Below are 25,941 nucleotides of genomic sequence, written 5' to 3'. Positions count from 1 at the left end.
GAGTGGCACTTGTGGGGTATTGGACGTTCATGCTTCTGAAAGACGAAGTCGAAATGTTGCGGCGGATTCCGCTGTTTTCCGGTGTGGCGCCAGCGAAGCTCAAGCTTCTGGCCTTCACGTCCGATCGCGTCAGCTATCGCGCCGATCAGGCCTTGTTCCGGCAAGGCGACATGGGCGATGCCGCCTACGTTATTCTGTCGGGTACGGCCGAGGTCAGCGTCGATACACCCAACGGACAGATCAAGGTCGCTGAAGTCGAGCACGATTCCATCGTCGGCGAGATCGCGATCCTTTGCGACGTCCTGCGCACGGCCACGGTTACGGCCTCAACCCCGCTTGAGGCCCTGCGTATCAGCAAGGAGCATTTTCTCAAGCTGCTGAGCGACTATCCCGAGATGACCATCGAAATCATGCGGGTTCTGGCCAGCCGGCTGAGCCATACGACAGCGGAGCTCTCGGAAGAGCGCAGCAAGCACTGACCGGCATTTTTCAAATTATCAGACTTTTTCGATGCTGCCGGTGGCAAGATCGATCCTGAAATGGCGCGACGGCAATCCTGAGAGATAGCAGCCCATCATCCGCACAATCCGGGCAAACAGTTCCTGCGCGCCGCCCATTTCCAATGCATCGGACACGGCAAAAACATCGATCAGGATGTGATACATGGCCAGTCTTCCCGCTGGTATGCGATCGAGCGCCATTTCGCTGCCCATTCTGAGGCGGTACCAGTCGCCCAGAAATTCCTGCACGGTAATCCCGTCGAAAGACTTGAGGGGAACCTCCCGGCCCGCCAGCAAGGCATCCAGCCTGGCTTTGGTCTCGGCACGCCCGCGCTCGGCATGGACAAGGATGATGGTCGCATCCATATCCACGGGCTGGTCCAACAGGCTGAGTGTGAGCAGGTCACCAAGGGTGAGCAGCGGCAGAGCCCGTGTCATGTCTTTGGGCCACTCGCGCCGCAGGTACCGATGCACGACCAGCTGATCGACGTGCTCGGAGATGAAGGCTCCGTAATCCGCGGCATCGAGCATCTTTCCGATCTTCTTGCCGGTCAGGTCGATTTCGGTCCGGTACAGGGCGTTCAGGCGCGGATCGATCGCCTGTCGGTCAATCCCGACGGTTTCAACTTTAAGGGTCTGCGCCTTGAAGGTGACGACCTTGAACGCGGGCGGAAATGCCACCAGTGACGGCACACCGATATTGACCAACCAGGACGCATCCTGCGCAACCCTCGCGGTATCATTGACATGCAGGTGGCCGCTGAAATGTATCCTCATCCCGGCATCCATCATCGCGGCGGCAACATCCGGCAGCGGCATCCGCTTGACCGAGCCCGTGTTGCCGATGACCTGCCTTTCATCGTCATGCGTGCCATCCAGGATATCCAGCATCGGGTAGTGCGAGAATGTAAGTAATCTCTTACCTTCCAGCGCCGCCCGCCTCGTGACGTCCTTGATCCATTCGATGACAAACCGCTTGTGCCGCAGCATGCCGTTCCAGCCGGCATTGGTGCTGTCGATGAATGCGCCGGAACTGCCGCGCTCGAAATCGCCGTCACGCGGTTCGAAAACATTGGCGTCGATCATCAGCAGCCACAGGCCCGCCACCGGCTCGACAAGATAGGATGCATCCATCAGGTGGTATTCGTTCGTGCCGTCTGCCGAGCGCACCGGATAGAGCCGCTGTTCCGGCGCATCGTCCGGCCCGAAGGGCGTTTCCCAGTGCAGATCGCCCGCGCGGCGAAAAAACCCGAGATCCGGCAGAGCCCGCAATCCCTTGGGATAGCCTGCGCAGAACATCTTGTCCGTTACGACCATCCCGTCCGCATCCTCGTCAATGAATGCGCTGTCACTGGCGACGATGGTATACGTGCCGTCGGGATTGAGCAGGCGCTTGGCATGATGCCGCCCTTCGGGGCCGAATATGTCGTGGTTTCCCGGGGTAGCGGTAAAGACCAGCCCATGCGCCTCGGTGTAGCCATCCAGCAAATGCCGAAGTGCGTTCAGCGTCGCAACCTGCCCGTCATCGGAATAGTCCCCGAGCAGGACGACCTGCTTGATTCCCCGCTGCACGACCTCGTCCAGGGCCGTGCGCAGGGCAAAATAGCTTTCGTTGAAAACCCGGGTGGAGCGCACCGTATCCGTCAGGCGCCGCGCTGTCATGCGCCGGCCGCCGGCCTCTACCCCGGCAAAATCATAATCGCCGTAAAGGTCATGAAAATGGGCATCTGCGATGATGGCGACAGGCGGAAATGCGTATGAGGACATGAATCAGATGTTCCGATGATTTTATACATTTGTATCAGCGATTGTCATAAAGCTTAAAAAACAAATCGCTATCGCCTACATATGCTGAATGGCAGACTTTTATTGCGCACTTAGCCAATAAAACAAAATCCAAGCCTCGCATAACGTCTGCAGTTTGGTTACGATGACCAAAAAAACGGGGAATTGGGTGTGAGAAACGTATGAGTGAAGAGATATTTCGGGTGAAATTCTGGGGAACGCGTGGCAGCGTACCAGTTTCCGGCCCCGAATTTGAACGCTATGGCGGAAACACGTCATGTATCGAAGTGCGTTGCGGTGAACATAGAATGATCTTTGACGGGGGCTCCGGCCTGCGTCAGGCGGGTGATGCCCTGTCGGTGCAAGGCGTCGACCAGATCGATATTATTTTCACCCACAGCCACTATGATCACATTATCGGCCTGCCGTATTTTGCCCCCCTCTACAATCCGATGATGAATGTACGGCTCTGGTCCGGCCACCTCGCGGGGATCATGACCACCCGGGAAATGGTCCGCCAGTTCATGCGGCCGCCCTGGTTTCCCGTCGAGCCGGATATTTGCAAGGCAAGTCTCGGCTTTCGCGATTTCCGCTCCGGCGATGTGCTGACACCGCGCGAGGGCGTCACCATCCGGACCGACAGCCTGAACCATCCCGGCGGCTGCATCGGCTACCGCATCGAATGGGCGGGCAAGGTGCTAGCGCTCATTTACGACACGGAACACGAAGCCGGTATCCTCGACCCGGCCGTGCTGCGCCTGATCGATGGCGCCGATCTCGTCGTCTACGACTGCACCTACACGGAAGACGAGATGCCGCGGCGCTTCGGCTATGGCCATTCCACATGGCAGCACGGTGTCAAGCTGGCGGCGGCCGGCAAGATCGGCAAACTGGCGCTCTTCCATCACGCGCCCTCGCGCACCGATGACGAGATCGACGCATTCGAGACATTGGCCAGAGAGCGCTTCAGCGGGACATTTGCCGCCCGCGACGGCCAGGTCATAGATCTCTAACCCCCTGGCTTCTGGCTCTTCATCAGATCGGCAACAGAGAGCCAGCGCCCGCCCGGTGTTCGTGCAACGACCTGAAAGAGCTTGGTCAGGAATACCCAAGCCGACTCGTCGTGAACAAGATGATGGGTCAGAATCCCGATTGGCTCACCGCTTCCGTCAAACCGCAGCCGCAGCTGTTCCACGATGGCGCCGACCAGTTCCGCGTGGTCGCGGCAGCCGCGCGTGCCGTGCCAGTCCATCAGATCGACATGGGTGTTGATCTGCGGCACCGAAGTTTCCACCGGCTTGGCCGGGCCAAACACGGAGAGCGCCTTGAACCCGCACGCTTTGAGATAAGGCAGGAGTGCCGCATCAATCCGGTTCCAGGGCGGCACAAGAACGGGCACAAACCGATCAGGATACAGCCTGGCGAGCAGCACGCATCCCTCACGCAATTGCCGCAGCACCAACTCCTGAGGCCGGTTGGGGCCGAGTTCCTGCTTCTTCCGGTCCTTCGGCGCATGGTTTTCATGCGACCAGCCGTGAACCGTAACGCAGATCCGGCGCTCCACCGCAAGGCGCTCCGCCAGCACCTCGCCGGTATGGGCTGGTATCACCGCGAGCGTCACCGGCACGTCAAAATCGTTGGCCAGGCCGATGAAGCGGTCCAGCGCGGCGGTCGGCTCGACCGCGTCGTCATCGCGCAACCAGAATTTTGCACTGCGGCTGGCATGGATCCAGCGCGCGAGTTCCGCCTGCAGAGGCTGCCAGATTGGGTCTTCCGTCATCGGCTCCGTCCCATGAATTGTGTCAGCACAGCATCCAGTTGTCGTACCGCATTCTCCAGCGACCGCTCCTCCAGAACAAACCGCCGCGCCCGCGCCCCCATGGACTGCCGCAGATCATTGTCATCCAAAAGGCTGGCGATGGCGGCGGCGTAAGCCGGCACATCATCGTCCCGCGTCAGGAAACCGGTCACACCATCCTCGACTACTTCGGGAACGCCAGCCGTTGCCTGCGCAACAACAGGCAAACCCGCTGCCTGTGCCTCAAGATAGGCGATGCCGTAGGCTTCGCCGCAACCGGGCCAGACGTAAATACCACCCTGACGCAACAACGCGGCAATGTCACCGGCGTTCCGTTGTCCGAGCCACTGGATGCGATCACCGAAAGCGGCAAACAACGCCTGCACATCGTTGCGGGCCGGACCGTCGCCGACAATCGTCAGGGTCCAAGGCCGTTCGACAATCCGTGACAGAGCCTTGGCCAGCATTTCATAGCTGCGGAACTTGTCACCCGGCCGCATCATCGCCACGGTGACCAGCCGATGCGGATTATGCCCGATGCTGCTTTCACGAAAAGGCACGGTATCGATAAACGGTTGCAACCGGGCAAGGCGCGCGCCGGGAATATTGCTTGCGAGCCCATCCATGTCGCGTTGCGTAAAACACAGGTTGACCGCGGCTGCGCGCACCGCTTCAGCCACAAGAATTTGTGTCCCGGCCCAGCCAAGCGCATTGCGACGCGGCGAATAGGATGCTTCCGCGGTGATGTAGGGAACATCCATCGCCGCTGCCATGACGGGGCCGATCAGGTCCGGCGCCTTGTAATAGGGGTGATAACAGAACCAGAGATCGGGTTTTCGTCCGGTCTGCCAGAGGCCTGCGAGGCGCTCAACCTCGGCGCGCGCCGCCGCGGCGATGGGTTCGCGCTCTTCGATTGCGGGCGATGCGCTGAAGCTGCGCAGTTCCGACACGACTTCGACCTGGTGTCCGGCTTTGCGCAGCGCTGACATGAGCAGCCGAGCCATCTCACGATCGCCCGACGGCGTCGCGTGATTGGGTGATTTCAAGGGCGCGTAAAAGGCAACCTGCATGCGCACGCAATCCAGTATTTCACAATCGTTTCAACCATTTCGGCGAACGCTTGCCGATTCCGGCAAATCTATAGCCGGTTCCTGACGTCTGACACTAACAATCTTTTGATCTGTACCGCCATGATTGTTTGTCAAAAAGCCATCATTGCGCTTGATCGCTCGCCTCCCGCTCGCCAAATCAGATGGGCTCGCATAAGCTTTGCACGGCGACGGAGGACAGGGGAAACCATATGGCTGACAAGATGCGGGAATTGATGCGGTATTCATGACGATAACAACGATAGCACCCATGCTTTCCGAGCGGGCCCTGCGCAGGGCGCGGCTGGCATCGGGCTTGATCATGCTCACATTCCTGACCTTGCATCTGACCAATCATGCGCTCAACCTCATCTCGCTTGCCGCCGCCGAAGAAGGGCGCCGCTGGTTTCTCGCCATTTGGCGCAATCCCGTCGGCACCACCCTTTTCTACGGCGCTGCGGTCACGCATGTCATGCTCGCGATGCGGTCACTCTACTTGCGACGGACGTTCTACATGCCGGTGGGTGAAGCGCTGCAGATCATTCTGGGGCTGGTGATCCCGCTGCTCATCATCGACCACGTGGTCGGCACGCGCATCCGCCATGAGCTATCCAACTACTACGACAGCTACGAAGCGATCATACGCGGTTTCTGGATCACCTCCCCCTTCAACGGCGTCAAGCAGACCCTCGCCCTGATCGTCATCTGGTGCCACGGCTGCATCGGCATCCATTTCTGGCTGCGCTACCGGCAATGGTATCAAAGCGCTGCACCGGTGCTGTTGACCGTCGCCATCCTGTTGCCGGTGCTCGCCCTGCTTGGTTTTGCCAATACCGGCCGGACCATCGCCAACATGTCGCCCGCCTCGGGCTACGGCGAGTTCCCTTCATCGGGCTATCAGGGTCACAAGAACTTCAATGCCACGCGCTACGCCTCCCCTGCCGAACGCGCCGAGGTCAAGCAAGACGAGTTTCTGATCAAGACCGGATTGTATGGCGCTTTCGGCGGCGGGCTGGCGCTGGTTGTCGCCTTGCGACTCCGCCGCCGCTGGCGCGAGCGCGCGACCCAGATTGAAATCCGGTATGCCGATGGCGAAAGCGTGCGCGTTCCCCTCGGGTTCAGCGTCCTTGAAGCCAGCCGCCTCGGCGGCATACCGCATTACGCGGTCTGCGGCGGCAAAGGCCGGTGTTCAACCTGCCGTGTCCAGGTTCTGGAGGGCGCCGAGACGCTGCCTCCGCCCGAACCGATCGAGCAGACCACTCTCACACGCATCGGGGCGGACTATGGCGTGCGTCTCGCCTGCCAGTTGCATCCAACCGCCAATATCAGTGTTGCACCGCTTCTCGTGCCCAGTCTTGAAAGCATCGTACCGGCAGGCAGCCAGCAGGCGAGCCCCGGACGGGAGCGCGAAATCGCCATCCTGTTTTGCGATATCCGCAGCTTCACCATGCTGACGGAAGCCCGGCTGCCCTACGATATCGTTTTCCTGCTCAACCGGTACTTCGCGATCGTCGGCCAGGCCGTCGAGCGTTCGGGGGGACGGCTCGACAAATTCATCGGCGATGGGGCAATGGCGCTGTTTGGTCTGACGGGTTCTGCCGCCGACGGTTGCAAGAACGCGTTGAAGGCGGCTGCCATCATCGTCAAGGAAATCGAACGGCTGAACGATGAACTGGCGGGTGAGCTGAGCATGCCACTGCGCGTTGCCATCGGCATTCACACCGGTCCGGCCATTGTCGGCGCGATGGGGTACGGGGCGGTGAAGAGCCTGACCGCGATTGGCGACACCGTCAATGTCGCCAGCCGGCTGGAAGCCGTTGCGAAGGAATTCGACGTAACCCTCGTGGTTTCAGAACCGGTCGTCACCCTCGCCGCTTCCGATACCGCAGGGCTTGAGGTCAGGGACGTTGCCATTCGCGGGCGGGCGCTTCCGCTTCGGGTCTACATTGTTCCGCAGGAAAGCAGCATTCGTTTCGGGTAAAGCGCGCGGCACATGCCCTTTGACGCGGGATCAGCGGCGGCGATAGAGGAAGTAACGTCCCGGCTTGACGCTGGCAGGCAAGGGAAGCAGTTCAAGCGCGGGATGATCCAGCGCCAGGCCACTGGCGACGATACCGTGACGGGCCAGCAGCCCGGCGGCCAGCTGCGGCAGCCATGTCTGGGTGATGGCATCCTGGTCCGGATAGCCCGTGCCGATGTCCGCATGCACCAGTGCCGCGTCGATGCCGAGAAAGCTTTGCGCAGTTTCCCTGATTTCCCCGATAATCATGTTTTCCGGATCGGGCGTGGAAGCCTTGTAGGCATGGGATGCCCGATCAAACGCAATGATCCGCCGATCCGGAAACCGCTCGCGCAAATGATCGTAGGTGCGGCCATTGCCGAGACCCAGCTCCAGCACCGGCCCCGGCAGTTCCCTGACCGTGTCGCTGATATGGTTGAGAACATCGCGCTGGGCCGTCACGCGGCGGATGAAGCTGTCAAGACGGCTCATGATGATCGGGTATCCACTGTCAATTCACTACAGGCTTGGCTTAGCAGGCCGACGCAGCCGGGTCGACCGCGTCAAACGACATATCCGATAGATTCTTTTTGATCGCGTCGGGCGGAACCACCCTCGAATCCCCGGCTTGCCGCCGCCTTGAAGGCGCCTCTTCAAATCGCATTTTCTTTAACTTGACTCTTTTTCTCAAGTTCTTGTATAGCTGCACTCGCGATAGTTGCAAAGCTGGATATTTCAAAATTTGAAATATTTCTGGCCGTATCTCATGTTGCCATGAGCGGCAATACAATCCGATGCAAAAAAGAATAAAGATCATGCCAAAAGAAAAGAGTCTTCATGATGAAAATGTTCTTATTGATGCACTGGTTAAATACAAAAATAAACTGATAGCTATTGCCGAAAGTGTATTGCACTCCCATGCACAGGCGGAAGATATATTTCACGACGCCATCGTCAAAGCTTGCACCATGCAGACAAATTGCATTCATTGTCCGGTCGGATATGCCTGCCGCATGGTCTATAATCTTGCGCTCGATGAGGCGCGGAAGCGGCAATACGAGAAGAAGAATCTCATGCCGATGGACGGCGTGGATTCCGTGCCGGCGCCTTGCGTCAACGCGCTTGATTGTATCGTGATGACAGAGGCGCTCAACCGGGTCATGACCTCATTGAACGATCTGCCCAAGCGCACCCACGATGCGTTCATCCGCCACCGCATCGAAGGTGTGCCGCAGAAGGACATTGCCGAAGAACTGGGCGTCTCGCGCACCCTGGTGAACTTCATGATCAAGGATGCCCACCGCTACTGCGAGCAATCACTCAAAGTCGCCTAGCCGTCTTGCGCGGGCGCAGGAGCAGCAGCGCAAACACCGGACCGCCCAGAAGCGTCGCGATCAATCCCGTCGGCAATTGCCACGGGAAATAGGCCGTGCGGCCGATGAAATCCGCGACCGCCATCAACAACGCGCCAAACAGAGCCGTACCGAGAAGATGCGGAAATCCGCGTGTCAGTCCGATGCGCTGGGCCAGATGCGGCGCCATCAGACCGACAAAGCTCAACGGCCCGACGACGAGCGTCGCGACAGCTGTCAACAGGGCGGCGAAACCGAGGATAAGGATGCGGAATGTCCGGACATTGACGCCATGGGAATGGGCGGACATTTCGCCCAGCGCAAAATGCTGCAAGGGCCGCAGGAAGACCGGCACCACCGCCATTGCCGCTACAGCGCAGATCAGCGAAATGACCGCCGCGGTGCCGGTGACACTGTAGGTCGATCCCGTCATCCAGCTGATCAGCGACATGGCGCGCGGATCGCCCGATGCCAGGATGACTGAAATCAGCGCCGTCAGGAACGCACTCAGCGAGACGCCGATAATGAGGAACTGGTTGCCCGACTGCGCTTTGCGCCAGCTCATGGCAAACAGCGCCACAAGGACCGCGGACGCGCCGAGAAAACCGCCAAGCAGCCTGTCGATGTAATCGGGTTGCGCCGCGACAAACAGCACGCACAGCAGCCCAAAGGCCGTACCCGCGCTGACGCCGAGCACCTCGGGGCTGGCCATGGAATTGCCGGTCAGCCGTTGCAGCAGGCTGCCGGCAAGCGCCAGCATTGTTCCGGCAGACAGCGCCGCAATCAGCCGGGGCAATCGCCACGGCAGCAGGGAGTCCAGCATGGCGCCGGTATGAATGGCCCAGGCCGTGTCGATGCCGCGGCCGACAAAGACGGCGGCAACACAGGCAAGCAGCAGCAGACCGGCAAGCGCGGTCAGGATCAGCGCCGGATGCCGGCTCCTGCGCACCGGCGACGCGGCAGCTGTCGGCTGCCCCGCGGCCTTGCGGCGCAACATGACGATCAGCAATGCCGGCACCCCGATCAACGCCGTCACGGCGCCGGTCGGCAGCAGGATGCCGGTCACGGCCGCCTGCATCTGCAGCAGCTGGTCGATCAGGACAAGCAGCCCCGCACCGACAAGGGGCGCGACGATCAGCCGGTCCTTGATGCGCCGCGCGCCGATCGCCCGGGCAATGGCCGGCGAGGCGAGGCCAAGGAAGCCGATGATGCCCACCACGCTCACCGTGAATGTCGTCAATGCGACGGCGACGATGAGGGTCAGGGCACGCGTGGTTTGAAGCTTCATGCCGAGCCCCTGCGCCGCGTCGCCAAGGGTCAGCACATTCAGTTGCCGGGCGAGAAGAAACGCCAGAAACGTGAAGAAAGCGATTTTTGGCAGGAGCGCGCTCACATCGCGCCAGTCGTTCTGATTGAGCGAACCGCCGCCCCAGACGAACAGGCCGGCGAGATAATGATTGTTCATCAGCACCAGAATGGTCGTGATTGCGGTGCAGTAAAGCCCCATGACGAGACCCGCCAGGATGACGGTGACAGGCTGGAACTGGAAACGCCACGCCACAGCGAAGACGATGGCCATGGCCGCGAACCCGCCAATGGCCGTGGTGAGGTCCCGGCTCCAGCCAAGCAAGGCCGGAAACCACAGGATCGCCACGCCAAGCGCCAGTTGCGCCCCGGCCTCGATACCCAGCGTCGAGGGCGATGCCAGCGGATTGCGCAGCACATGCTGGAATAGCGTGCCGGACAATCCCAGCGCAAAGCCGCAGACGACGGACATGGCCAGACGCGGCAGCAGGCTGTAGTGCAGGAGGACCGCCTCACCGTCGCTTGCCGGCGGAGGCAGGAAAACGGCGTCAAGACCGAGCTTGCCGATCATCGGCCACAGATTGAAAGCAGCAACGCCGAGCGCAACCAGCCACAGGGCACCTGTCCAGATCAGACGTTGGGATGACGACGTACGCAACATCTAGACTTTTACCTCCGCCAGAAGACGGGCGAAGCGGGAGACCGACGGCAAGGCGCCGAACATCAGCACACTGGCCATGCGCTCGGCATGGCCCCTTTGAACAAAGGGCATGGCCTGCCATAGAGGACTTCCCGCCAAGCCAGCCAGAACATCCGGAGGAACCGGATCCATGTAGAAAATGCGGCTGTCGCCAATGGCAATGAGATCGGCAAGCCCCGCATCGCTGAAACCCCATTCATTGGTTCGTCTTGTCCAGGCATTGTGCAGGTCGAGCCGGTCGAGAACGTCCTGAAAGATACCGCCAGGGCCATAAACCCGAATGTTGCGGGCGTCCAAAAACGTCATGATGGCCAGTTTCTGCTCGGCGAGACGCCGGGTTGCCGCCTTTGCCGCCAGCAGCTCCCGCTCGGTGCGGTCAATCAGGGCCTGCGCTTCCTGCGGCCGCCCGACGATCTGCCCCAGCTCCAGCGTTGCAGCAACGATGTGCGGATATGGCGAAGATCCGAGTGCATGGATGGGAAAGGATTTAACCGGCGCGATTGTCTCGAGCTGTGGCCTGATCCATTCGAGATAGGGTGTCGAAATGATCAGATCGGGCTGCAGCAGCTGCAGCATTTCCATGTTGATCTCATAGTTCGAACCGACATTGGCAATGCCCGGCGGCAGGGTCGGCTCCATGACCCAGTCGTACCAGCCCTGTGTGTCGATCAGGCCAACGGGCGGCGTGCCGAATTCGATCAGCGTCTGCGCCAAACCGTAGTCCAGCGAAATGATGCGCGGCGTCGCAGCCCTGGCAGCACGCGCGAGCAGTGGCGATGCAAGCAGAAGGCCTGAGCCGAACAGAAAATCGCGGCGGCGCAGCGCGGCCATCATCAGAATCCCGATCCTTAGAGAACGTAGCTTATGGGCGACTGTGTTTCCGGATGGCGGAAAATACCCATGCGGACCCCGTAAATGGCGTTGAGCTTGTCGGCCGTGATCAGCGCATCGGTCTCGTCATGGGCCACAAGCCTGCCGCCCGACAGGGCGATCAGCCGGTCGCAGAAGCGCGCGGCCATGTTGATATCGTGCAGGACGATCAGGACCGAGCGATCATGCTCATGCGCCAGCATGCGGATGAGGCTCATCACTTCGATCTGGTGGTTGATATCGAGCGCCGAGATCGGCTCATCCAGCAGAAGACATTCCGTATCCTGCGCAATGAGCATGGCGAGAAAGGCGCGTTGCCGTTCGCCGCCGGACAGCGTGTCCACGATACGGTCGGCAAACGGTGTCAGTCCCGTCAACTCCAGGGCTTCGGACACTTTGGTGCGGTCGGTGAGCGAGAAGCGGCCAAGTGCCCCGTGCCAGGGATAACGGCCGAGCGAAACCACTTCCCTGACCGTCATGCCATCGGTGTCCGGCGTCTGCTGCGGCAGATAGGCAACCTTCCTGGCATAGTCCTTGGGGCGGAACGAGGCGAGCGGCTGGCCGTGATAGTCAGCCTGCCCGCGCGTCGGCGCCTGGAACCTGGCCAGGATTTTCAGCAGCGTCGACTTGCCGGAACCATTATGGCCCAGAATGCCGACCACCTCCCCTTTCGGAACGTCCAGTGTCAATGGATGAAGCAGGGTTCTTCCGTCGATATCGAAACCGACACCACTGAGGGAAAAGGACGTTCCGTTCATTTTATGTTTGACCTTAGAATTTGACCGACAAGGTACCCTTGATTGTCCGGCCTTCGCCGTAGATACACATCGGTGCATTGTCATAGTCGGTCGAGCAGGTGGAATAGTAGCCCTTGTCAAAGAGATTGCTGACCTTGAGCGCGCCCTTCCATCCATTCTTCTCATAACTGACGGCCGCATCGACCAGCGTATAGTCAGGAACGTTCACCTGCTTGCCACTGGCACCGCTGCCGACGGAACTGCCGACATAGCGTATGCCGGAGCCGATGTTCAGCCCCTGAAGAAGGCCGGAGTCAAAGGTGTATTTGGCCCAGAGCGAGGCCTGGTTCTTGGGCACCATCGGCGTGCGGTTGCCGACTTCGGGCAGAGAACTGGCCGTGATTTCAGCGTCGAGATAGGTGTAGCTGCCTGTCAGGCTGACATTGTGGAAGAGATCAACAGTGGATTCGAACTCAAAGCCGCGATGGCGCACTTCTTCGATCTGGCGATATGCACCGTCACTGACAAAGGCCAGTACATTGGTTTTCGTGATGTCGAACAAGGCAGCGGTGAAATGCGCCGGCATGAAATCGGGATCATACTTGACGCCGACCTCGTATTGCCGCGCCTTTGACGGCGCATAAGGGGAACCGGTCAGGGCATCCTGGCCGATATTGGTCACGAACGAGGTGGAGTAGCTCGCATAGGGTGTGATGCCATTGTCGAAGAGATAGCCGAGGCCGACATTGCCGGTGAAGGCATTGTCCGATGTATCCGTTCTTGTATTGCTCAGGCGGTCATCCGTCTTTTCCTCGAACCAGGACTGCCGCCCGCCGAGATTGAGCAGCCAGCGATCGTTGATCTTGGTCTGTGTCTGCGCATAGATGCCAACCTGGTCTGTCGTGGTCTTCCGGTCGACAATCGTTCCCGGCATCGGCACATCGATGCCATAGACCGGGTTCTCGAAATTGAGACCGGGTCCGGGTGCATATCCGTTGTGACCGTCAACCGTGTAGCGGCTGTAGTCGACGCCCATCAACAGCGTGTTCTTGATATGATCGGACTGGTAGTCGTATTGCGCACTGTTGTCGACGCTGAAGATGGTCGCCGTTTCATCGACCGTGAAGGCGGCTCTGCCCAGGGTCTGCTCGTCCAGCATCTGGGTGTAATAGAGGTGGCGGTAATCCGTGTCCTGCGAGGTGTAGCGAAGGTTCTGGCGAACCGTCCAGGCATCGTTGAAACGATGCTCGAAGGAATAGCCGATCGAGCCATGATTGGCGTTGAAGCGGTCAAAATCCGGATCCGACGTTGTGAAGCTGCGCGAGAATTTCGGCAGGTTGGGATGAAGCGGGCTCGCAACAGGCAGGAACGTATTGGGCGGAAGCTTATCCCACTGATAGTTGGCGAAGACCGTCAGAGAGGTGTCGGCGCTGGGCGACCAGGTGATCGCCGGTGCAATGAACACGCGGTTGTTCTTGGAAAAATCAATCGCCTCATGTCCCTCGCGGAACAGACCGGTCAGGCGGTAGGTCCACACGCTTTCCTTGTCCAGCGGACCGCCGGCATCGAGACCGACTTCATAGGTATTGTGCGAGCCGTAGCCGGCATAGGCACTGTACAGCGGGTCCTTGGTTGGCCGCTTGGTCGTCAGGTTCACCAGGCCGTCGGCACCGTTCTGACCATAGAGTACCGACGCCGCCCCTTTGATGATCTCAATACGCTCAAGTCCGTAGGGCTCGGCCTTGAAGCCGGAGAAATCAATCGTCCGCTGCGGCAGCCCGTCGCGAGACACCGCATAAGGGCCGACGTCGAAACCACGGATCATGAATTGATTATAGCGTTCGTCAACACCCCAGGGCGAGCTGGTCACCCCCGCCGTATAGGCCAGCGCATCCTCGATTCGCTGCGACGGACGGTCATCCAGCTGCTCGCGCGTGATAATGGAAACAGAACGGGGAACTTCGCGCAGCGGCGTGCTCGTCTTTGTTCCTGTCAAGGTGCTGTTGGCGAGATAACCATTGCCGGGGCCGGTGGCATCGTCGCCGCTGTTGATGACAATCGGATTGAGCTCGATGGTCGGTGCCTGCTGCGCATAGGCGAGATTGGCAGTCATGAGCGTTGCCAGCGATGTGGTCATCAGCAGACGTTTGTGCGAACGCTGCTTGCGCCCGGCTGAATTGACCCCGTTCCAAATCATCGTCCTGCAACCCCGCATGACCAAACCCCCGTTAAAACCCTGAGACTATTCGATATTTAATATGAGTATTATTCTCATATTCAAAACATGACTACATTTATCATGTTCTCCGAGTCAAGGCGCGTTCGACGAAATGTCCGTCTTTTTCACCCGCCTTGACCAACTTTGTTTTGCCTGTGTCCTGCCTACAACCTGGCGGCGTGGAGGGCCTGCTGGATGTCGTTCCAGATGACCTCGGGCTCCTCCAGACCGACAGCGAAACGGATGGTCTGCGGATTGACGCCAAAGCGTACGAAGGAGGTCATCCGGTCAGGAATCTGCAAGGCGGCTTTGGCAGGAACCACCAGCGTTTCCGGTCCGCCCCAGCTGACGCCAAGGCGGATATGGCGCAGCGCGTTGACAAAGCGCGCGACATCGATGTCCGGGTTCAGATCGAAGGCAAAGAGGCCGGAAAAGCCCGTCAGCGTCTTCTTGCCAGGATGATCCGAAAAGGCGGGATGGCGGACAAGGGCGATATCGTTGTGCTGTTGCAGGTGCTTGGCGAGGACGAGCCCGTTGTGCATGTGCTCTTTCAGCCGGACTTTCAGCGTACGCATACCGCGCAGCAGCAGCCACGCTTCGAACGGCGAGAGTTTTGCGCCGATATAGGGATAGGTCGAGCTGTTGATCTTGGCGATCAGGTCACGCGGCCCGACAACAACGCCCGCCACCGTATCGCTGTGGCCGCCAAGATATTTCGAAGCGGCGTGGATGACAATGTCGACGCCATGCTGGATCGGCTTCTGGAAGAGAGGCGTCGCCCAGGAATTGTCGATGACAGTCGTCACGCCATATTCCTTGGCCATGGACGTCAGGGCTTCGATGTCCTGCAGTTCGAACACCATCGATGTCGGGTTTTCCAGATAGAGCAGCTTGGCGCCCGGCAACGCCGCGCGCACTTCGTCATGATTGGACGGATCGACGAAATCCACCGTGACACCAAACCGGGCAAGCAGCTTCACGAACAGCCGATAGATGTCATTGTAGAGATGCTGGACGGCAACCACGCGGTCGCCGGACTCGACAAGGCTGAGAATGGTCGCTGTGATCGCGGCCGTACCGCTGGAGAAGCCGCGTCCGTCTTCCGCGCCCTCCAGGCGGGCGGTCAGCAGTTCGAATTCGCGCACCGTCGGGTTGTCGCCGCGCGAATAGATGTAATTGCGCGCACGCCCGGCAAACACATCTTCCATGGCTTCATAAGTGTCGTAGGTGAAGAGCGACGTCTGGAAGATCGGCGGCGACACAGCATTGAAGGCAGCCGCATCGACCGGTGAAAACAGGTCGTCCGGCAATTCCATTGGGTCGAATTCATGGGGTGGCATGGATTTGTTCATGATGCCCTCTCAGACACGGTGTTGTTGAAGGTTGCGATGGGAAGATCGGGAACAGCGGTATCGCCGCGCAGCTGGCGCAGCGTGGTGAAAAGAATGACGGCGGACAGAAGTGCGGTCAGCGTTGGAGCCAGGAACAGGCTGGCAAGAAGGCCGTCAAAGCCAAGGAAATGCGGCAGGACAAACAGCAGTGGCAGGAGGAAATAGCCGTTCTGCGCGATGCTGATCGTGGCGGCGAGCCGCGCCCTGCCCTGTGCCTGCAGGAGCACGACAAGGATTTGCCTCATACCGAAAAAGATGAAGGGAATATGGGTGACGATGATGGTCAGCGCGGCGATCCGGGCAATCTCCAGATCATCGGTGAAAATGGCTGCAATGGGATAGCGCAGGAGAACGGCACCAAGCCCGTAGGCCACGGAAAAAGCCGAGGTCAGCATCAGGAGCAGGTTCGATGCCGCCAGCAATCGCGGCGTCTTCCCCGCGCCCCAGGCGAAGCTCAGGACCGCCTGGCCGCCGAGCGACAGACCGACGATGGGAAGCATGCCCAGAGTGAGAACCCGCAGCGCGATACCGACGCCGGCAATGCCGCTGTCGCCGCGATAGAACCCGGCATAGGTAAACAGCACGGCGAAGCTGATGCTGCTCAGCATGCTGGTCAGCGTCGTCGGCAGGCCGATGGAGAATACCGGTTTCAATATATCCGCCCGGAACGCGGCAAAGCGCGCCGACAGGTGCAGTGTGCCCATGCGCTTGCGGAAATACAGCGCGTAGGCGGCAATCGCCGCGATCTGGGACAGGATGGTTGCCATGGCGGCGCCCGCAAGCCCGAAGCCAAAGCCGAAGATCATGATCGGATCGAGAATGATGTTCAGGGCAAAACACCCGAGCAGCGTCCACATGCTGAAACGCGTATTGCCTTCCGAGATGGCGATGAAATCCGACACTATCTGGAGCATCGTCAACGTCACCGAAAAGGCGACGATGATCAGGTAGTGTTCGGCAAGCGGCATGATCGCTTCGCTGGCACCGAACAGGCCGAGCAGTTCACGCCGGAAGACAAGGATGCCTGTGGTGAGCACGATACCGAGCGGCACAGTCAAAACCATGAGTGTCGATGCCGTCACATTGGCGCACTGCGGGTTGGCGCTGCCCAGGGCACGCCCGACGGCGGTCGCCACACCGACGCCAAGCCCCTCGCCGATGGCACCGATCATCATCAGGATCGGCAGGACAACCGTGATGGCGGCAATTTCATGGGCGCCGATCATACCGACAAACACCATGTTGATCGTATGATGCACTGCATTGATCGACAGGCCCGCCACGGCCGGCAGGCCGAGCCGGAAGATGAGGCGCGTCAGCGCCGGATCGTTGAGATCGTCTGGCGCAAAATAGGCGCGCCTTGGCTTCATTTGCCCGATTTCTTCGGGATTCATGGTGCGGGCACCCAAAGCCTGTCGTCGAAAAAGCGTTCGCGCAGCAGCATGACCAGCATGGCCCGTTTGTGCGGGAAATCGAAGTGCTTCACCTTGGAAAAGCCCGAGCGGTCGAGATTGCGGATCTGCTGCTCATGGCTGGCGCGCGGCTCGCCGACAATGCGCTGGGTGCGCGGATCATCGAGAAACATGAAATGCATCAGCGACGGCAGCCACGCCGTGATCCACTGCTTGCCGCGATAGGCCGGCTCGCCGATGGCCACATGCCAGCCACGGTCGTAATCCTGCGCGTCGTAATAGGGTCCAAGCCGGTTTTCCCTGGCCCAATAGACCTCGAAATAGCCGAACGGCACGCCGTTGAAACAGCCGATTAGTGCAAGGACATGCGGATCATGCAATCGCTCCTCGAGAATGGCCGCGTGCTTCTCCCTGTCGCCGCCGTCTTCCCAGATCACATTGACCTGTTCGTCATTCATCCAGCGATGGAAATGCCCGAGATCCGTCAGCGGATCCGCAGCCCGGAACGAAAGCACCTGATCGAGCCAGGGAATGTAACGTTCATAGGCAACGCCGACCGGTTTGCGCGGGCGTTTGGGATGATACTGGCCATTGGTCATGACGTGCACCTGCGGGTGCGGCCAGGCGGGATTGGCAATCCATGGCATCGGCCATTGCCAGAATTCCCTGGTATCGACGGTCAAGGAATTGCCGCTGCGCGTCCCCAGTGGAAAATCCGACGGCAGCACATTGTCGACTTCAACCAGACTGATATTGCGCGACTGCGCCGACAGAAATTCGATGGCCGAAGCCAGAACCGAAACGGTTTCGTCGGCATTCAAATCCGGCAACCGAACGCGGACACTTCCAGCCCTTGGCTCGACGTCCGCGAGATAGCGCCCGGCCACGGTCGAAATCAGCATCTGGCCCGGCGTTTTCATTTCGGCGGATTTCAGGAAGCACGACAGACCTGAAGCTGGAAGCGGCGAAACATTGGCTTCTTGGGAGAAATTGGAAACAAGGGTCATGATGCGCTCCGCAGCCTGCTCGCTGGCAAGTTTTGACAAGATGGTTGCTACAGAGACGGTCGGCACACCGCTCGATTTAGCCAAAACTTTGAAAAATTTTTCTCCCGTTCCGCTTAAATCGGGCGCGGGTTCATCCGTCTCTTGGTCATGTCTTTATTCTGCAAGGAGCCCGCATGATGTCGAATGCCGAGACGTCGCCAGAGACCTGGAGCATCGTTCGCGATCAGGAACACCGCTATTCCGTCTGGTCCAATGACAAGGCTCTGCCCGTCGGCTGGAGCAAGGAAAGCTTCAGCGGCACGCGCGAGGAATGCCTGGTTGAAATCAAGAAAATCTGGGTTGATCCGCGGCCGCTTGCCCTACGGCAGGCCATGGCGTGATTGCCGGCAATCCCTTTCAGACAACAGATCGGTGACACCATGAACAAACTCTTCGCTCAACCCGAACCCAATGAACCGGTTGCCGTGGACGGCATCGCCAGCGCTGCGGCCGAAAGCTTTCCGCTGACGCTGGCGCAAAAGCGCATCTGGTCGCTCGAGCAGATCGGCAACGCAACGGTTTTTCCCTTCCAGGTGCTTTCCCTGCATTGGGAGAAGGGCGTTACTCTTGATCAGGTGCAAAGCGCCCTCGACCGGCTGGCGCAGCGGCACAGCGCCTTGCGCACGCGCTTTCGCCGCTTTGCCGGTGGTCGTATCGAGCAGTTTTCCGTTCCGGGCGACGTTCCCTCCAATGAGATTGTTGGTAGTGACAGCAATCCCCTGAGCGCGACAGAAGCCGAAACGGAAAAGGCGGGCTTCATTGCCCGCCCCTTCGATCTCCTGAACGGTGTTTCCGCCCGCTATCAATTGATTGCCGGCAATAACGGCCAACTGATCTCGACAATCGTGCTGCACCCCATCGTCTGCGATGAGGCAGCGCTTGCCATTCTGCGCAGCGATCTCATCGCGCTCGCCGAGGGCAGGGAATTGCCCGTGCTTCCCGGCGACAGTCTGCAGCGCGGCATGCGCGAAGAAGAAGCGCTGGAAACGCCGCAATTTGCGGCAGCCCTTGCCCATTGGCGCGACCTGATTGGCGAGGAGTACAATGCGACAACCCTGCCCACACGCTTCAATGCTGCCGGATATGCCGGTGCTGCGCGCAAGCGCGTGCCATTCACACTCGATGCGAAGCTTTGGACCGGCATCCAGTCCTATGCAGCGCTGAAAGGGTTGAAGATTGAAGAGCTGCTATCCGCCGCCTTCGCTGTTCTCCTGGCCCGTTACAGCGGCACCTATTCGCTGCAGTATGGAACTTTGCTTGGATCCACGAGCCAGGAGACCATAGCGCGCAGCGAGCAAATCCTGCCGCTGAAGCTTGAACTGACGTCGCGCACGGCCTTTCTGGATGTTTGCAAAGCGCTTGCATCGGCGGTTGCCACAGGAACGGAATATCTCGTTCCGTTCGAGCGTCTCGTGCAGGAAATCCAGACGCATGAGGAACGGGAACAGGACGCGATCGTCAAATCCCTGTTCGAGTTCCGTCAACCGTCCCGGCATTCCGCACTGGCGCAAGACCATGTGCCGGCCGTCGCGCCGCGCTCGGATGCGGAACTGGCACTGGTGCTGACCCCGAAGACGGACGGCGCGCTTGCCGGCCTGTTCGACCATGCCGAAGACATCTATGAGCCGGCACTGATCGAGCGCGCCGCCATTCATTTCCAGCGCGTTCTCTCCCAGGCCATTGCCGGGGAACAGGTCCGCATCAAGGATATCGACCTGATCGCCGAGGATGAACTCGATGTTCTCTCGGCTCCCTATGAGGATGACACGATCAACGATGACCGGGCGGTGCATGAACACATCGCCGCCCATGCCCAGCGCACGCCTGACAAGACCGCCATCATCTTTGCCGATGAAGTCTGGAGCCACGCCAAGCTTGACCGCAGCGCCAACCGGCTGGCGCACCGGCTGATCAAGCTGGGCATCGGTGCCGACATCAGCGTGGCGATTGCCGTCAAGCGTTCTCCCGAAGCCATCGTCGGCATTCTCGCCACGCTCAAGGCGGGCGGGGCCTATATCCCCGTTGAGCCCGATCATCCCACCAGCCGCAACCACCACATCCTGCGCGATGGCGGCGTGAAGGTCATCCTCACCCACAGCTGGCTGCTTGACCGCATTCCGGAAGGCCTCGATGCGGTTATCCTTGAACTTGACAAACTCGACCTGTCGGAGGAGCCGGACAGCGTCCCCGACGTCAAGGTCCACAAGGACCAGCTCGCCTACATCATGTATACGTCGGGCTCGACCGGCCTGCCCAAGGGCGTTGCCGTCGAGCACGGCCCCTTGACCCATCACATGCAGAACACCTCGCGCGTCTACGGCATGAGCGCGGACTCGCGCGAACTGCCATTCCTGCCCTTCAGCTCCGATGGCGGCCACGAGCGTTGGATGAACCCGCTGATGGAAGGCGGCAGCATCATTCTGCCGGACCAGCCCCTGTGGACCCCGGAGGAAACACTGACCGCCATGCGCAAGCACGGCGCCAACAATGCCAGTATTCCCACCACCTATCTGCAGCAGCTGGCGGAATGGGCTGATCTCACCGACAGCGCACCGCCGATGCGGCTCTATTCCTTTGGTGGCGAAGGACTTGCCCAGCAGACCTTCGATCTCCTGTCCACGGCTCTGAAGTCGGAATGGCTGATCAACGGGTACGGCCCGACCGAGACCATCATGACACCGATGGTCTGGAAAGTGCGTGCCGGGCAGAAATTCGAAGGCACCTATGCACCGATCGGCCGTGCCGTCGGCAATCGTCGCGTCTATGTCCTCGATCCCGACCTCAACCCCTGCCCCATCGGCGTGACGGGCGAGCTTTATATTGCCGGCGAAGGCATGGCCCGCGGCTATATCGGCAAAGCCGATACGACAGCCGACCGTTTCATTCCCGACCCGTTCTCCAAAGAGGGCGGGCGCCTCTATCGGTCCGGCGACCTGACCCGCTGGCGCGAAGACGGCACCGTAGAATTCGTCGGGCGCGTCGACCATCAGGTCAAGCTGCGCGGCTACCGCATCGAGCTCGGTGAGATCGAAGCGGCGCTGCTCCAGCTCGACGGTGTCGGCGAGGCGCTCGTCGTCCTGCGGGACGATGAAGCCACCAGGCAGAAGATGCTGGTGGCCTATGTCGTGCCGAAACAGAGCATTGAGCTTGACGTGGCGCAGATGCACGCGGCGCTGGAGCGTATGCTGCCCGCCTACATGGTGCCTTCGGCCATTGTTCCGCTGAAAGCCATGCCGATCAATCCCAACAGCAAGCTCGACCGGTTCGCCCTGCCCGCGCCAACGCCCATGAAACGCAACATTGTCGAACCGGAAAACGCCGTCGAGGAAGAAATCCGCGATATCTGGCAGGACATCCTGAAAACCAGCCCGATCAGCGTCGAGGACAACTTCTTCGCCATCGGCGGCAATTCCCTTGGCGCCATCCGCATCCTCACGGCCCTGCGGCAGCGCAAACCGCAGAACCGCACGACGATTGCCGATCTCTTCAACAATCCGACGATCCGCGCATTCGCGCAGGTCGTCGAAAACGGCAATGACCAAGCGGGCAGCGAAGTGATTGTGCTGCGCGCATCGGGAACCAAGCCCGTGCTCTATTGCTTCCCCGGCCTTCTCGTCAGCACGCGCGAATATGTCAAGCTGGTCGACTATCTCGGCGCCGATCAGCCCGCTACGGGCTTCATCTGCTATTCGCTCTCCGAGCAGAAGGAAATCGGCTCATCCGTCGACGATATCATCCAAGGCTATGTGGATTACATCCGCCGCGAGAGCAAAGGCCAGCCCTGCTATTTCCTTGGCTGGTCGTGGGGCGGACTGCTCGCCTATGAAACCGCGCGCAAGCTCGGCGACGAGATTGACCTGCGTCTGATCACCATGGTCGACGTCTGCGATCTCGGCACCGAATTCGCCATCGGCGCCAAGCCGCGCTTCAAGCCGGGCGAACGCGACCAGTTGCACGCGACCGTGCAGGAATGGTTGTCGCGCACCGCCATGCGCGCCGAATGGGACCGCCTGCTCAACGTCATGGACGAGGATACCTATGAGCAGTTCCTGCGCTTTGTCGGCGACGAGAAAGACACGCTGCCGACGGACGGTCCGGACATCAGCAGCCGCGAACACACGTTCTGGATCCTTATCGACAACGCCCTGATTTTCAGGCGTCACGAACTGAAGCCGCATGACGTGCCGATCCATTCCTGGGCGGCCGACGACAGCCTGAATCGGGGTCTCAACCTGATCGACTGGCGGCGCTACTCTCCCCGGGCCAATCCGGCGGAAATCATCTCTGGCACCAACCATCTGCACGTAATCGGATCACAGGCATTCCACAGCCGCCTCTCCCACCGGCTGGACGAGGCCCGATAGGGCCCTTTGGAATCAAGATCACGGAAAGGAATTCTGATGACTGCCATGTTTGCGAACAATGATCATACGCGCCAGCCGAACGAGACCCTCGATCTGGCGGGTATCGGTGTCGGACCTTCCAACCTGAGCCTTGCGGCACTGCTCGACAGCGTCGGCGGCCTCAAGGCGCATTTCTACGAGCGTCGGACAAATTTCGACTGGCATCCCGGCATGATGCTGCCCGATGTCGAATTGCAATCGTCCTATCTGAAGGACCTGGTCACACCCGTCATGCCGACCAATCCATGGTCGTTCGTGTCCTATCTCGTGGCGCACAAGCGCCTCTATGCGTTCCTCAACGCCCATTACGATGCCGTGCCGCGCCGGGAGTTTGCGCAATATCTCGCCTGGGTCGCCGGACAGCTCGGCAATGTTTCATTTGATGCTGCCGTGCGCGAGGTCAAACACGACAAGGACAGGTTCGTGGTGCAGTTCGACAACGGCGGTGTGGCGGCAAAGAACATCGTGCTGGGAACAGGAACCACGCCCTTTGTCCCTTCATGGGCGGCACCGTTCCTCGGCGAACGCTGCTTCCACAATTCCGAAGCAAAATTCCGGCTGCCGGACCTTAATGCGGCCCGCATCGCGGTGATCGGCGGCGGCCAGAGCGGCGGCGAAGTGGTTGAATCCCTGCTCAACTCCAAAGCCAATCTGAAAGAGCTCAACTGGTTCAGCCGCCGGCATAATTTCGAACCGATCAACGACACGGCCTTCTCCAATCAGGTGTTTTCGCCGGAATATGTCTATGCCTACCTCAACCTCAACAATGACCAGAAGCTCGAAGCATTGAAAGCTTCGATCCTGACCAGCGACGGCCTTTCCCTGTCGACGATCAATGCGATCTACCGCCGGCTTTACAGTCTGCGCTATCTGGAAGGCCGCAGCATCGAGGCAAAGCTTTCGCCCAATCGCGATGTGATTCAGGTGGAGGCGGACAAGGACGGCTATCGGCTGATCGTGCGCAACCGCTTTGACGGCGGTGTCGAGGTTGCCCATGCCGATGCCATCATTCTCGCCACAGGCTACCAGTTCAAACTGCCCGAGGCCCTCGCCGGCTTGCAGGATCGTATCCAGTTCGACCGTCACAGCCGCCCCGCCCTCAATGACGAATACTGTCTCAACTGGAACGGTCCGAAGCAGAACCGCATCTTTGCCCAGAACGCCGGGCGCTACAGCCACGGCATTGCCGATTCTCAACTGAGCCTGATGGCATGGCGCAGCGCCCACATCATCAACACGCTTACAGGTCACGAGCACTTCGATCTGGAGCCGCATGACTCGCAGGTCAACTGGCTGTCGAGCGGGCACGAGACCATCGGCCAGTCCATTGTCGTAGATTACTAGTGGAACGAATTTGACATTCGTCTCCCATTTCACATCACGCGAGACACGCGAATGTCAAATTCAAAGTTCCACTAGAATCATATAGTTGCTAGTGGTCCTTTGATTCTGACATTTGCCTGAACGGCCTGTATCAACGGGATGCAAATGTCAGAATCGGACCACTAGAACCGGAAAATCGGATCGGGCAGGCTCTGCTGGCGGAATACCAGTTCTGTCCGATCCGATTGCGCGCAAACCGCAATCATATGCCCGCTTGGGGACAGAAGCAGCCGGTGGCACCAGTTGCCCCGATCTCCAGGCAGATCATGGTCCACGCGGATTGCCCGGCTTACCGGATCAACCCGCACAGTCAGCCGATGCGGCTCGACAGACAGCCCGTGGCCTGTCGCCTTCAAAAAGCTCTCCTTGAGTGTCCAGAAAGCGAGCAGCAGCGCCTGACGTTCGGCGCCTTGAAGCATGGATAACATCGCAGACTCAGCGGCGGAGCAGATGAGCTGCGCCGCCCCGGCCTCAAGTGTCGCCGAGCGCATCTCGGCATCCACGCCAACAGCCGTACACGCGCGGCTGACTGCAAGCACCGCCAGACCGTTGGTATTGCTGAGATTGAATGCCAGCGCCGTTTCGCCGGCAAGATACGGTTTGCCGTGTTCGCCGGCAGCAATGTTCAAGTCCTCCGCCGCGTCTCCGGTGTAGAGCGACAGGACGCGGCGCTGAATGTAACGCCCTGCCATGAACCCGATGGCATCCCGGTCGAACCTGAACGCAGCCGCCCGCTCCTGTTCGGGCAGCGTGAGTACCGATCTGACCTTTGCCCAATCCGTTTGGCCTTCAGTAAAGGCCCACCACCAGATATCAATCGCAGCAGGATGCCCAAGGGTCCGGGCCGGGCTGGCCTCCGGCAAATCCGTGAGACGATCATATGGCAGCATCGGGCCTCTCCCTTCCCCCGGCTGTGTTCAACCGTCCTGGCACGGCTGTACAACGGCGAAGGCAGCCTGAATGGCACGATTGACCGCCACCGGCAGCAGAGACATGTGGTTTTCACCGGCGTGAATCTCGAACTGCGTCCGGACCGGCCGGTCAGGCAGGGCATTCAACCGGCGCATGAGTTCGACGGAATGAACATCATTCAATGTGATTTTCTTCTGTGCCAGCCGGTCAGCCTCGTCGGCCGCACCGCGCTGGAATGGTGCCAGCTTGTCCGTCTCGTACTCGCCGCAGGAGAGATAAAGCGCCGCCCCCGGCCTCGTCGCATGCGCTGCTTCGAAGTGGGGAAGAAAGGCGTTGATCGCACAATTTTCCCAATAGATCGACGCGCTCGCCGCAATCCATGTTGTGAAGGCCGATGGGCGGGTGAAGAGACTGTAGAGTACGAAGAGGCCGCCGAAGGAATGACCGAAGATCGCCTGGCGATTGCGGTCAATGGGAATATCCGCTTCGATCATCGGCTTGATCTGATCCTCGATGAACGTCAGGAACTCCCCGGCCCCGCCGGTCCTGACTTCAGGGCTGTTTTCATAGAACGGCGGATAGACCTGTCCGGGCGGCGGCCCGAGATCCCAGGAGCGTCGCAACGGATCATAGGCGCCGTCCAAGGGATAGCCGATGGTGACAATCACGCCATAAGCCACATTGGTGCCGCTGGGATAACTCGCCTGCGCCCGCATCGCGTCGACGGCGGTACCGATCACCGCATTGCCATCGGTCATGTAAAGCACCGGCCATCCATCGCTTGGCGGCTCCCCGTCGGGGCGGTAGACGAAAACGCGGTACACCATGCCATTCTGGTTCGAGACCACGTCATGAAAGGTGGTGTTGCCAATCATGGCCGGTGATGAATTGGAGAATGCTGTCATTGGTCCGTATCTTGTGAAAGGAAGGAGAACCCTTCCGCCATCGGAGCAGCTTGCATAGCGCAAATCCGGCTACCCTGCCATTAAACATGACTATAATGGTCAATATTTATTATCCGCTGGCACTGGAAGGACCGTTG

The 25,941-nt window shown here is 59.8% G+C and carries 20 protein-coding genes; 7 read left to right on the top strand and 13 right to left on the bottom strand.

All coding sequences use genetic code 11. The features are described from left to right. Positions 1 to 29 precede the first annotated feature (29 nt). Entirely contained in the window at positions 30 to 479 is a 450-nt protein-coding gene (locus AC1Q5O_RS17405; protein ID WP_105733445.1) for a cyclic nucleotide-binding domain-containing protein, read from the top strand. Between the two features lie 18 nt (positions 480 to 497). On the opposite strand, the gene AC1Q5O_RS17400 is transcribed toward AC1Q5O_RS17405, so the two are convergent. Further along, the gene (locus AC1Q5O_RS17400; RefSeq protein ID WP_492564615.1) at positions 498 to 2,267 is read right to left on the bottom strand and encodes a metallophosphoesterase; all 1,770 of its coding nucleotides are present in this window, start codon (positions 2,265 to 2,267) and stop codon (positions 498 to 500) included. A 200-nt stretch (positions 2,268 to 2,467) separates the two neighbouring features. Here AC1Q5O_RS17400 and AC1Q5O_RS17395 point away from each other — a divergent pair, with 200 nt between their 5' ends. Beyond that, positions 2,468 to 3,298, top strand: coding sequence for an MBL fold metallo-hydrolase (locus tag AC1Q5O_RS17395; RefSeq protein WP_463013201.1), 831 nt, complete (start codon positions 2,468 to 2,470; stop codon positions 3,296 to 3,298). Here AC1Q5O_RS17395 and AC1Q5O_RS17390 read toward each other — a convergent pair. After that, positions 3,295 to 4,065, bottom strand: a complete 771-nt coding sequence (locus AC1Q5O_RS17390) for a polysaccharide deacetylase family protein (protein WP_492564613.1) — start codon at positions 4,063 to 4,065, stop codon at positions 3,295 to 3,297. The two genes, AC1Q5O_RS17395 and AC1Q5O_RS17390, sit on opposite strands and share 4 nt — an antisense overlap. Next, positions 4,062 to 5,153 (bottom strand): glycosyltransferase family 4 protein, encoded by a 1,092-nt coding sequence (locus tag AC1Q5O_RS17385; protein ID WP_492564611.1) that lies wholly within the window; start codon positions 5,151 to 5,153, stop codon positions 4,062 to 4,064. The genes AC1Q5O_RS17390 and AC1Q5O_RS17385 overlap by 4 nt, the downstream gene beginning before the upstream one ends. 265 nt (positions 5,154 to 5,418) lie before the next feature. Between AC1Q5O_RS17385 and AC1Q5O_RS17380 the strand changes: the two genes are divergently transcribed. After that, positions 5,419 to 7,152, top strand: a complete 1,734-nt coding sequence (locus AC1Q5O_RS17380) for an adenylate/guanylate cyclase domain-containing protein (protein WP_492564609.1) — start codon at positions 5,419 to 5,421, stop codon at positions 7,150 to 7,152. A 30-nt stretch (positions 7,153 to 7,182) separates the two neighbouring features. Here the strand turns inward: AC1Q5O_RS17380 and AC1Q5O_RS17375 are convergent, their stop codons facing one another. After that, positions 7,183 to 7,662: a class I SAM-dependent methyltransferase gene (locus AC1Q5O_RS17375; RefSeq protein WP_492564607.1), complete on the bottom strand. Its 480-nt coding sequence runs from the start codon at positions 7,660 to 7,662 to the stop codon at positions 7,183 to 7,185. A gap of 323 nt (positions 7,663 to 7,985) precedes the next feature. On the opposite strand from AC1Q5O_RS17375, the gene AC1Q5O_RS17370 reads away from it, so the two are divergent. Beyond that, on the top strand, positions 7,986 to 8,504 hold the full coding sequence (locus AC1Q5O_RS17370; protein WP_472459958.1) for a sigma-70 family RNA polymerase sigma factor: 519 nt from the start codon (positions 7,986 to 7,988) through the stop codon (positions 8,502 to 8,504). Here the strand turns inward: AC1Q5O_RS17370 and fhuB are convergent. The 7 genes from fhuB to AC1Q5O_RS17335 all read right to left on the bottom strand — a co-directional run bounded on the left by fhuB (position 8,491) and on the right by AC1Q5O_RS17335 (position 18,075). Beyond that, a complete protein-coding gene (fhuB, locus tag AC1Q5O_RS17365; protein ID WP_492564604.1) occupies positions 8,491 to 10,488 on the bottom strand; it encodes a Fe(3+)-hydroxamate ABC transporter permease FhuB in 1,998 nt (665 codons plus the stop codon). The two genes, AC1Q5O_RS17370 and fhuB, sit on opposite strands and share 14 nt — an antisense overlap. Next, the gene (locus tag AC1Q5O_RS17360) at positions 10,489 to 11,358 is read right to left on the bottom strand and encodes an ABC transporter substrate-binding protein (RefSeq protein WP_492564602.1); all 870 of its coding nucleotides are present in this window, start codon (positions 11,356 to 11,358) and stop codon (positions 10,489 to 10,491) included. A gap of 17 nt (positions 11,359 to 11,375) precedes the next feature. Further along, complete coding sequence (locus tag AC1Q5O_RS17355; protein WP_346307729.1) at positions 11,376 to 12,155, bottom strand: ATP-binding cassette domain-containing protein; 780 nt, start codon at positions 12,153 to 12,155, stop codon at positions 11,376 to 11,378. A 13-nt stretch (positions 12,156 to 12,168) separates the two neighbouring features. Next, positions 12,169 to 14,331: a TonB-dependent siderophore receptor gene (locus AC1Q5O_RS17350; RefSeq protein ID WP_492564600.1), complete on the bottom strand. Its 2,163-nt coding sequence runs from the start codon at positions 14,329 to 14,331 to the stop codon at positions 12,169 to 12,171. Between the two features lie 185 nt (positions 14,332 to 14,516). Then, a complete protein-coding gene (locus AC1Q5O_RS17345; RefSeq protein ID WP_492564598.1) occupies positions 14,517 to 15,704 on the bottom strand; it encodes a PLP-dependent transferase in 1,188 nt (395 codons plus the stop codon). After that, positions 15,701 to 17,113, bottom strand: a complete 1,413-nt coding sequence (locus AC1Q5O_RS17340; protein ID WP_492564596.1) for an MATE family efflux transporter — start codon at positions 17,111 to 17,113, stop codon at positions 15,701 to 15,703. The genes AC1Q5O_RS17345 and AC1Q5O_RS17340 overlap by 4 nt, the downstream gene beginning before the upstream one ends. Positions 17,114 to 17,133: 20 nt before the next feature. Then, positions 17,134 to 18,075, bottom strand: a complete 942-nt coding sequence (locus tag AC1Q5O_RS17335) for a GNAT family N-acetyltransferase (RefSeq protein WP_492564793.1) — start codon at positions 18,073 to 18,075, stop codon at positions 17,134 to 17,136. Between the two features lie 260 nt (positions 18,076 to 18,335). Between AC1Q5O_RS17335 and AC1Q5O_RS17330 the strand changes: the two genes are divergently transcribed. Genes AC1Q5O_RS17330 through AC1Q5O_RS17320 form a run of 3 tightly spaced genes read left to right on the top strand, consistent with a single transcriptional unit; the run spans position 18,336 to position 23,948 of the window. Further along, on the top strand, positions 18,336 to 18,542 hold the full coding sequence (locus tag AC1Q5O_RS17330; RefSeq protein WP_223614812.1) for an MbtH family NRPS accessory protein: 207 nt from the start codon (positions 18,336 to 18,338) through the stop codon (positions 18,540 to 18,542). Positions 18,543 to 18,581: 39 nt separating this feature from the next. Beyond that, the gene (locus AC1Q5O_RS17325) at positions 18,582 to 22,565 is read left to right on the top strand and encodes a non-ribosomal peptide synthetase (protein ID WP_492564593.1); all 3,984 of its coding nucleotides are present in this window, start codon (positions 18,582 to 18,584) and stop codon (positions 22,563 to 22,565) included. A gap of 36 nt (positions 22,566 to 22,601) precedes the next feature. Next, positions 22,602 to 23,948 (top strand): lysine N(6)-hydroxylase/L-ornithine N(5)-oxygenase family protein, encoded by a 1,347-nt coding sequence (locus AC1Q5O_RS17320; protein ID WP_492564591.1) that lies wholly within the window; start codon positions 22,602 to 22,604, stop codon positions 23,946 to 23,948. 161 nt (positions 23,949 to 24,109) lie between these two features. On the opposite strand, the gene AC1Q5O_RS17315 is transcribed toward AC1Q5O_RS17320, so the two are convergent. Both AC1Q5O_RS17315 and AC1Q5O_RS17310 read right to left on the bottom strand, forming a co-directional pair. Beyond that, entirely contained in the window at positions 24,110 to 24,877 is a 768-nt protein-coding gene (locus AC1Q5O_RS17315) for a 4'-phosphopantetheinyl transferase family protein (protein WP_492564590.1), read from the bottom strand. A 27-nt stretch (positions 24,878 to 24,904) separates the two neighbouring features. Continuing rightward, entirely contained in the window at positions 24,905 to 25,804 is a 900-nt protein-coding gene (locus tag AC1Q5O_RS17310) for an alpha/beta hydrolase (protein WP_492564588.1), read from the bottom strand. Positions 25,805 to 25,941: the final 137 nt, after the last annotated feature.

The organism is Phyllobacterium sp. MT110, from assembly GCF_058792715.1.
This window is presented reverse-complemented; position numbering and strand designations above follow the sequence as displayed.

Bases quoted from the DNA above. Each gene is read 5' to 3' on its own strand.
- AC1Q5O_RS17380 (WP_492564609.1), top strand. From the start codon at position 5,419: ATGACGATAACAACGATAGCACCCATGCTTTCCGAGCGGGCCCTGCGC.
- AC1Q5O_RS17385 (WP_492564611.1), bottom strand. From the start codon at position 5,153: ATGCAGGTTGCCTTTTACGCGCCCTTGAAATCACCCAATCACGCGACG.
- AC1Q5O_RS17400 (WP_492564615.1), bottom strand. From the start codon at position 2,267: ATGTCCTCATACGCATTTCCGCCTGTCGCCATCATCGCAGATGCCCAT.
- AC1Q5O_RS17335 (WP_492564793.1), bottom strand. From the start codon at position 18,075: ATGAAAACGCCGGGCCAGATGCTGATTTCGACCGTGGCCGGGCGCTAT.
- AC1Q5O_RS17330 (WP_223614812.1), top strand. From the start codon at position 18,336: ATGATGTCGAATGCCGAGACGTCGCCAGAGACCTGGAGCATCGTTCGC.
- AC1Q5O_RS17315 (WP_492564590.1), bottom strand. From the start codon at position 24,877: ATGCTGCCATATGATCGTCTCACGGATTTGCCGGAGGCCAGCCCGGCC.
- fhuB (WP_492564604.1), bottom strand. From the start codon at position 10,488: ATGTTGCGTACGTCGTCATCCCAACGTCTGATCTGGACAGGTGCCCTG.
- AC1Q5O_RS17395 (WP_463013201.1), top strand. From the start codon at position 2,468: ATGAGTGAAGAGATATTTCGGGTGAAATTCTGGGGAACGCGTGGCAGC.
- AC1Q5O_RS17310 (WP_492564588.1), bottom strand. From the start codon at position 25,804: ATGACAGCATTCTCCAATTCATCACCGGCCATGATTGGCAACACCACC.
- AC1Q5O_RS17360 (WP_492564602.1), bottom strand. From the start codon at position 11,358: ATGGCCGCGCTGCGCCGCCGCGATTTTCTGTTCGGCTCAGGCCTTCTG.
- AC1Q5O_RS17350 (WP_492564600.1), bottom strand. From the start codon at position 14,331: ATGATTTGGAACGGGGTCAATTCAGCCGGGCGCAAGCAGCGTTCGCAC.
- AC1Q5O_RS17370 (WP_472459958.1), top strand. From the start codon at position 7,986: ATGCCAAAAGAAAAGAGTCTTCATGATGAAAATGTTCTTATTGATGCA.
- AC1Q5O_RS17325 (WP_492564593.1), top strand. From the start codon at position 18,582: ATGAACAAACTCTTCGCTCAACCCGAACCCAATGAACCGGTTGCCGTG.
- AC1Q5O_RS17390 (WP_492564613.1), bottom strand. From the start codon at position 4,065: ATGACGGAAGACCCAATCTGGCAGCCTCTGCAGGCGGAACTCGCGCGC.
- AC1Q5O_RS17340 (WP_492564596.1), bottom strand. From the start codon at position 17,113: ATGAAGCCAAGGCGCGCCTATTTTGCGCCAGACGATCTCAACGATCCG.
- AC1Q5O_RS17345 (WP_492564598.1), bottom strand. From the start codon at position 15,704: ATGAACAAATCCATGCCACCCCATGAATTCGACCCAATGGAATTGCCG.
- AC1Q5O_RS17375 (WP_492564607.1), bottom strand. From the start codon at position 7,662: ATGAGCCGTCTTGACAGCTTCATCCGCCGCGTGACGGCCCAGCGCGAT.
- AC1Q5O_RS17320 (WP_492564591.1), top strand. From the start codon at position 22,602: ATGACTGCCATGTTTGCGAACAATGATCATACGCGCCAGCCGAACGAG.
- AC1Q5O_RS17355 (WP_346307729.1), bottom strand. From the start codon at position 12,155: ATGAACGGAACGTCCTTTTCCCTCAGTGGTGTCGGTTTCGATATCGAC.
- AC1Q5O_RS17405 (WP_105733445.1), top strand. From the start codon at position 30: ATGCTTCTGAAAGACGAAGTCGAAATGTTGCGGCGGATTCCGCTGTTT.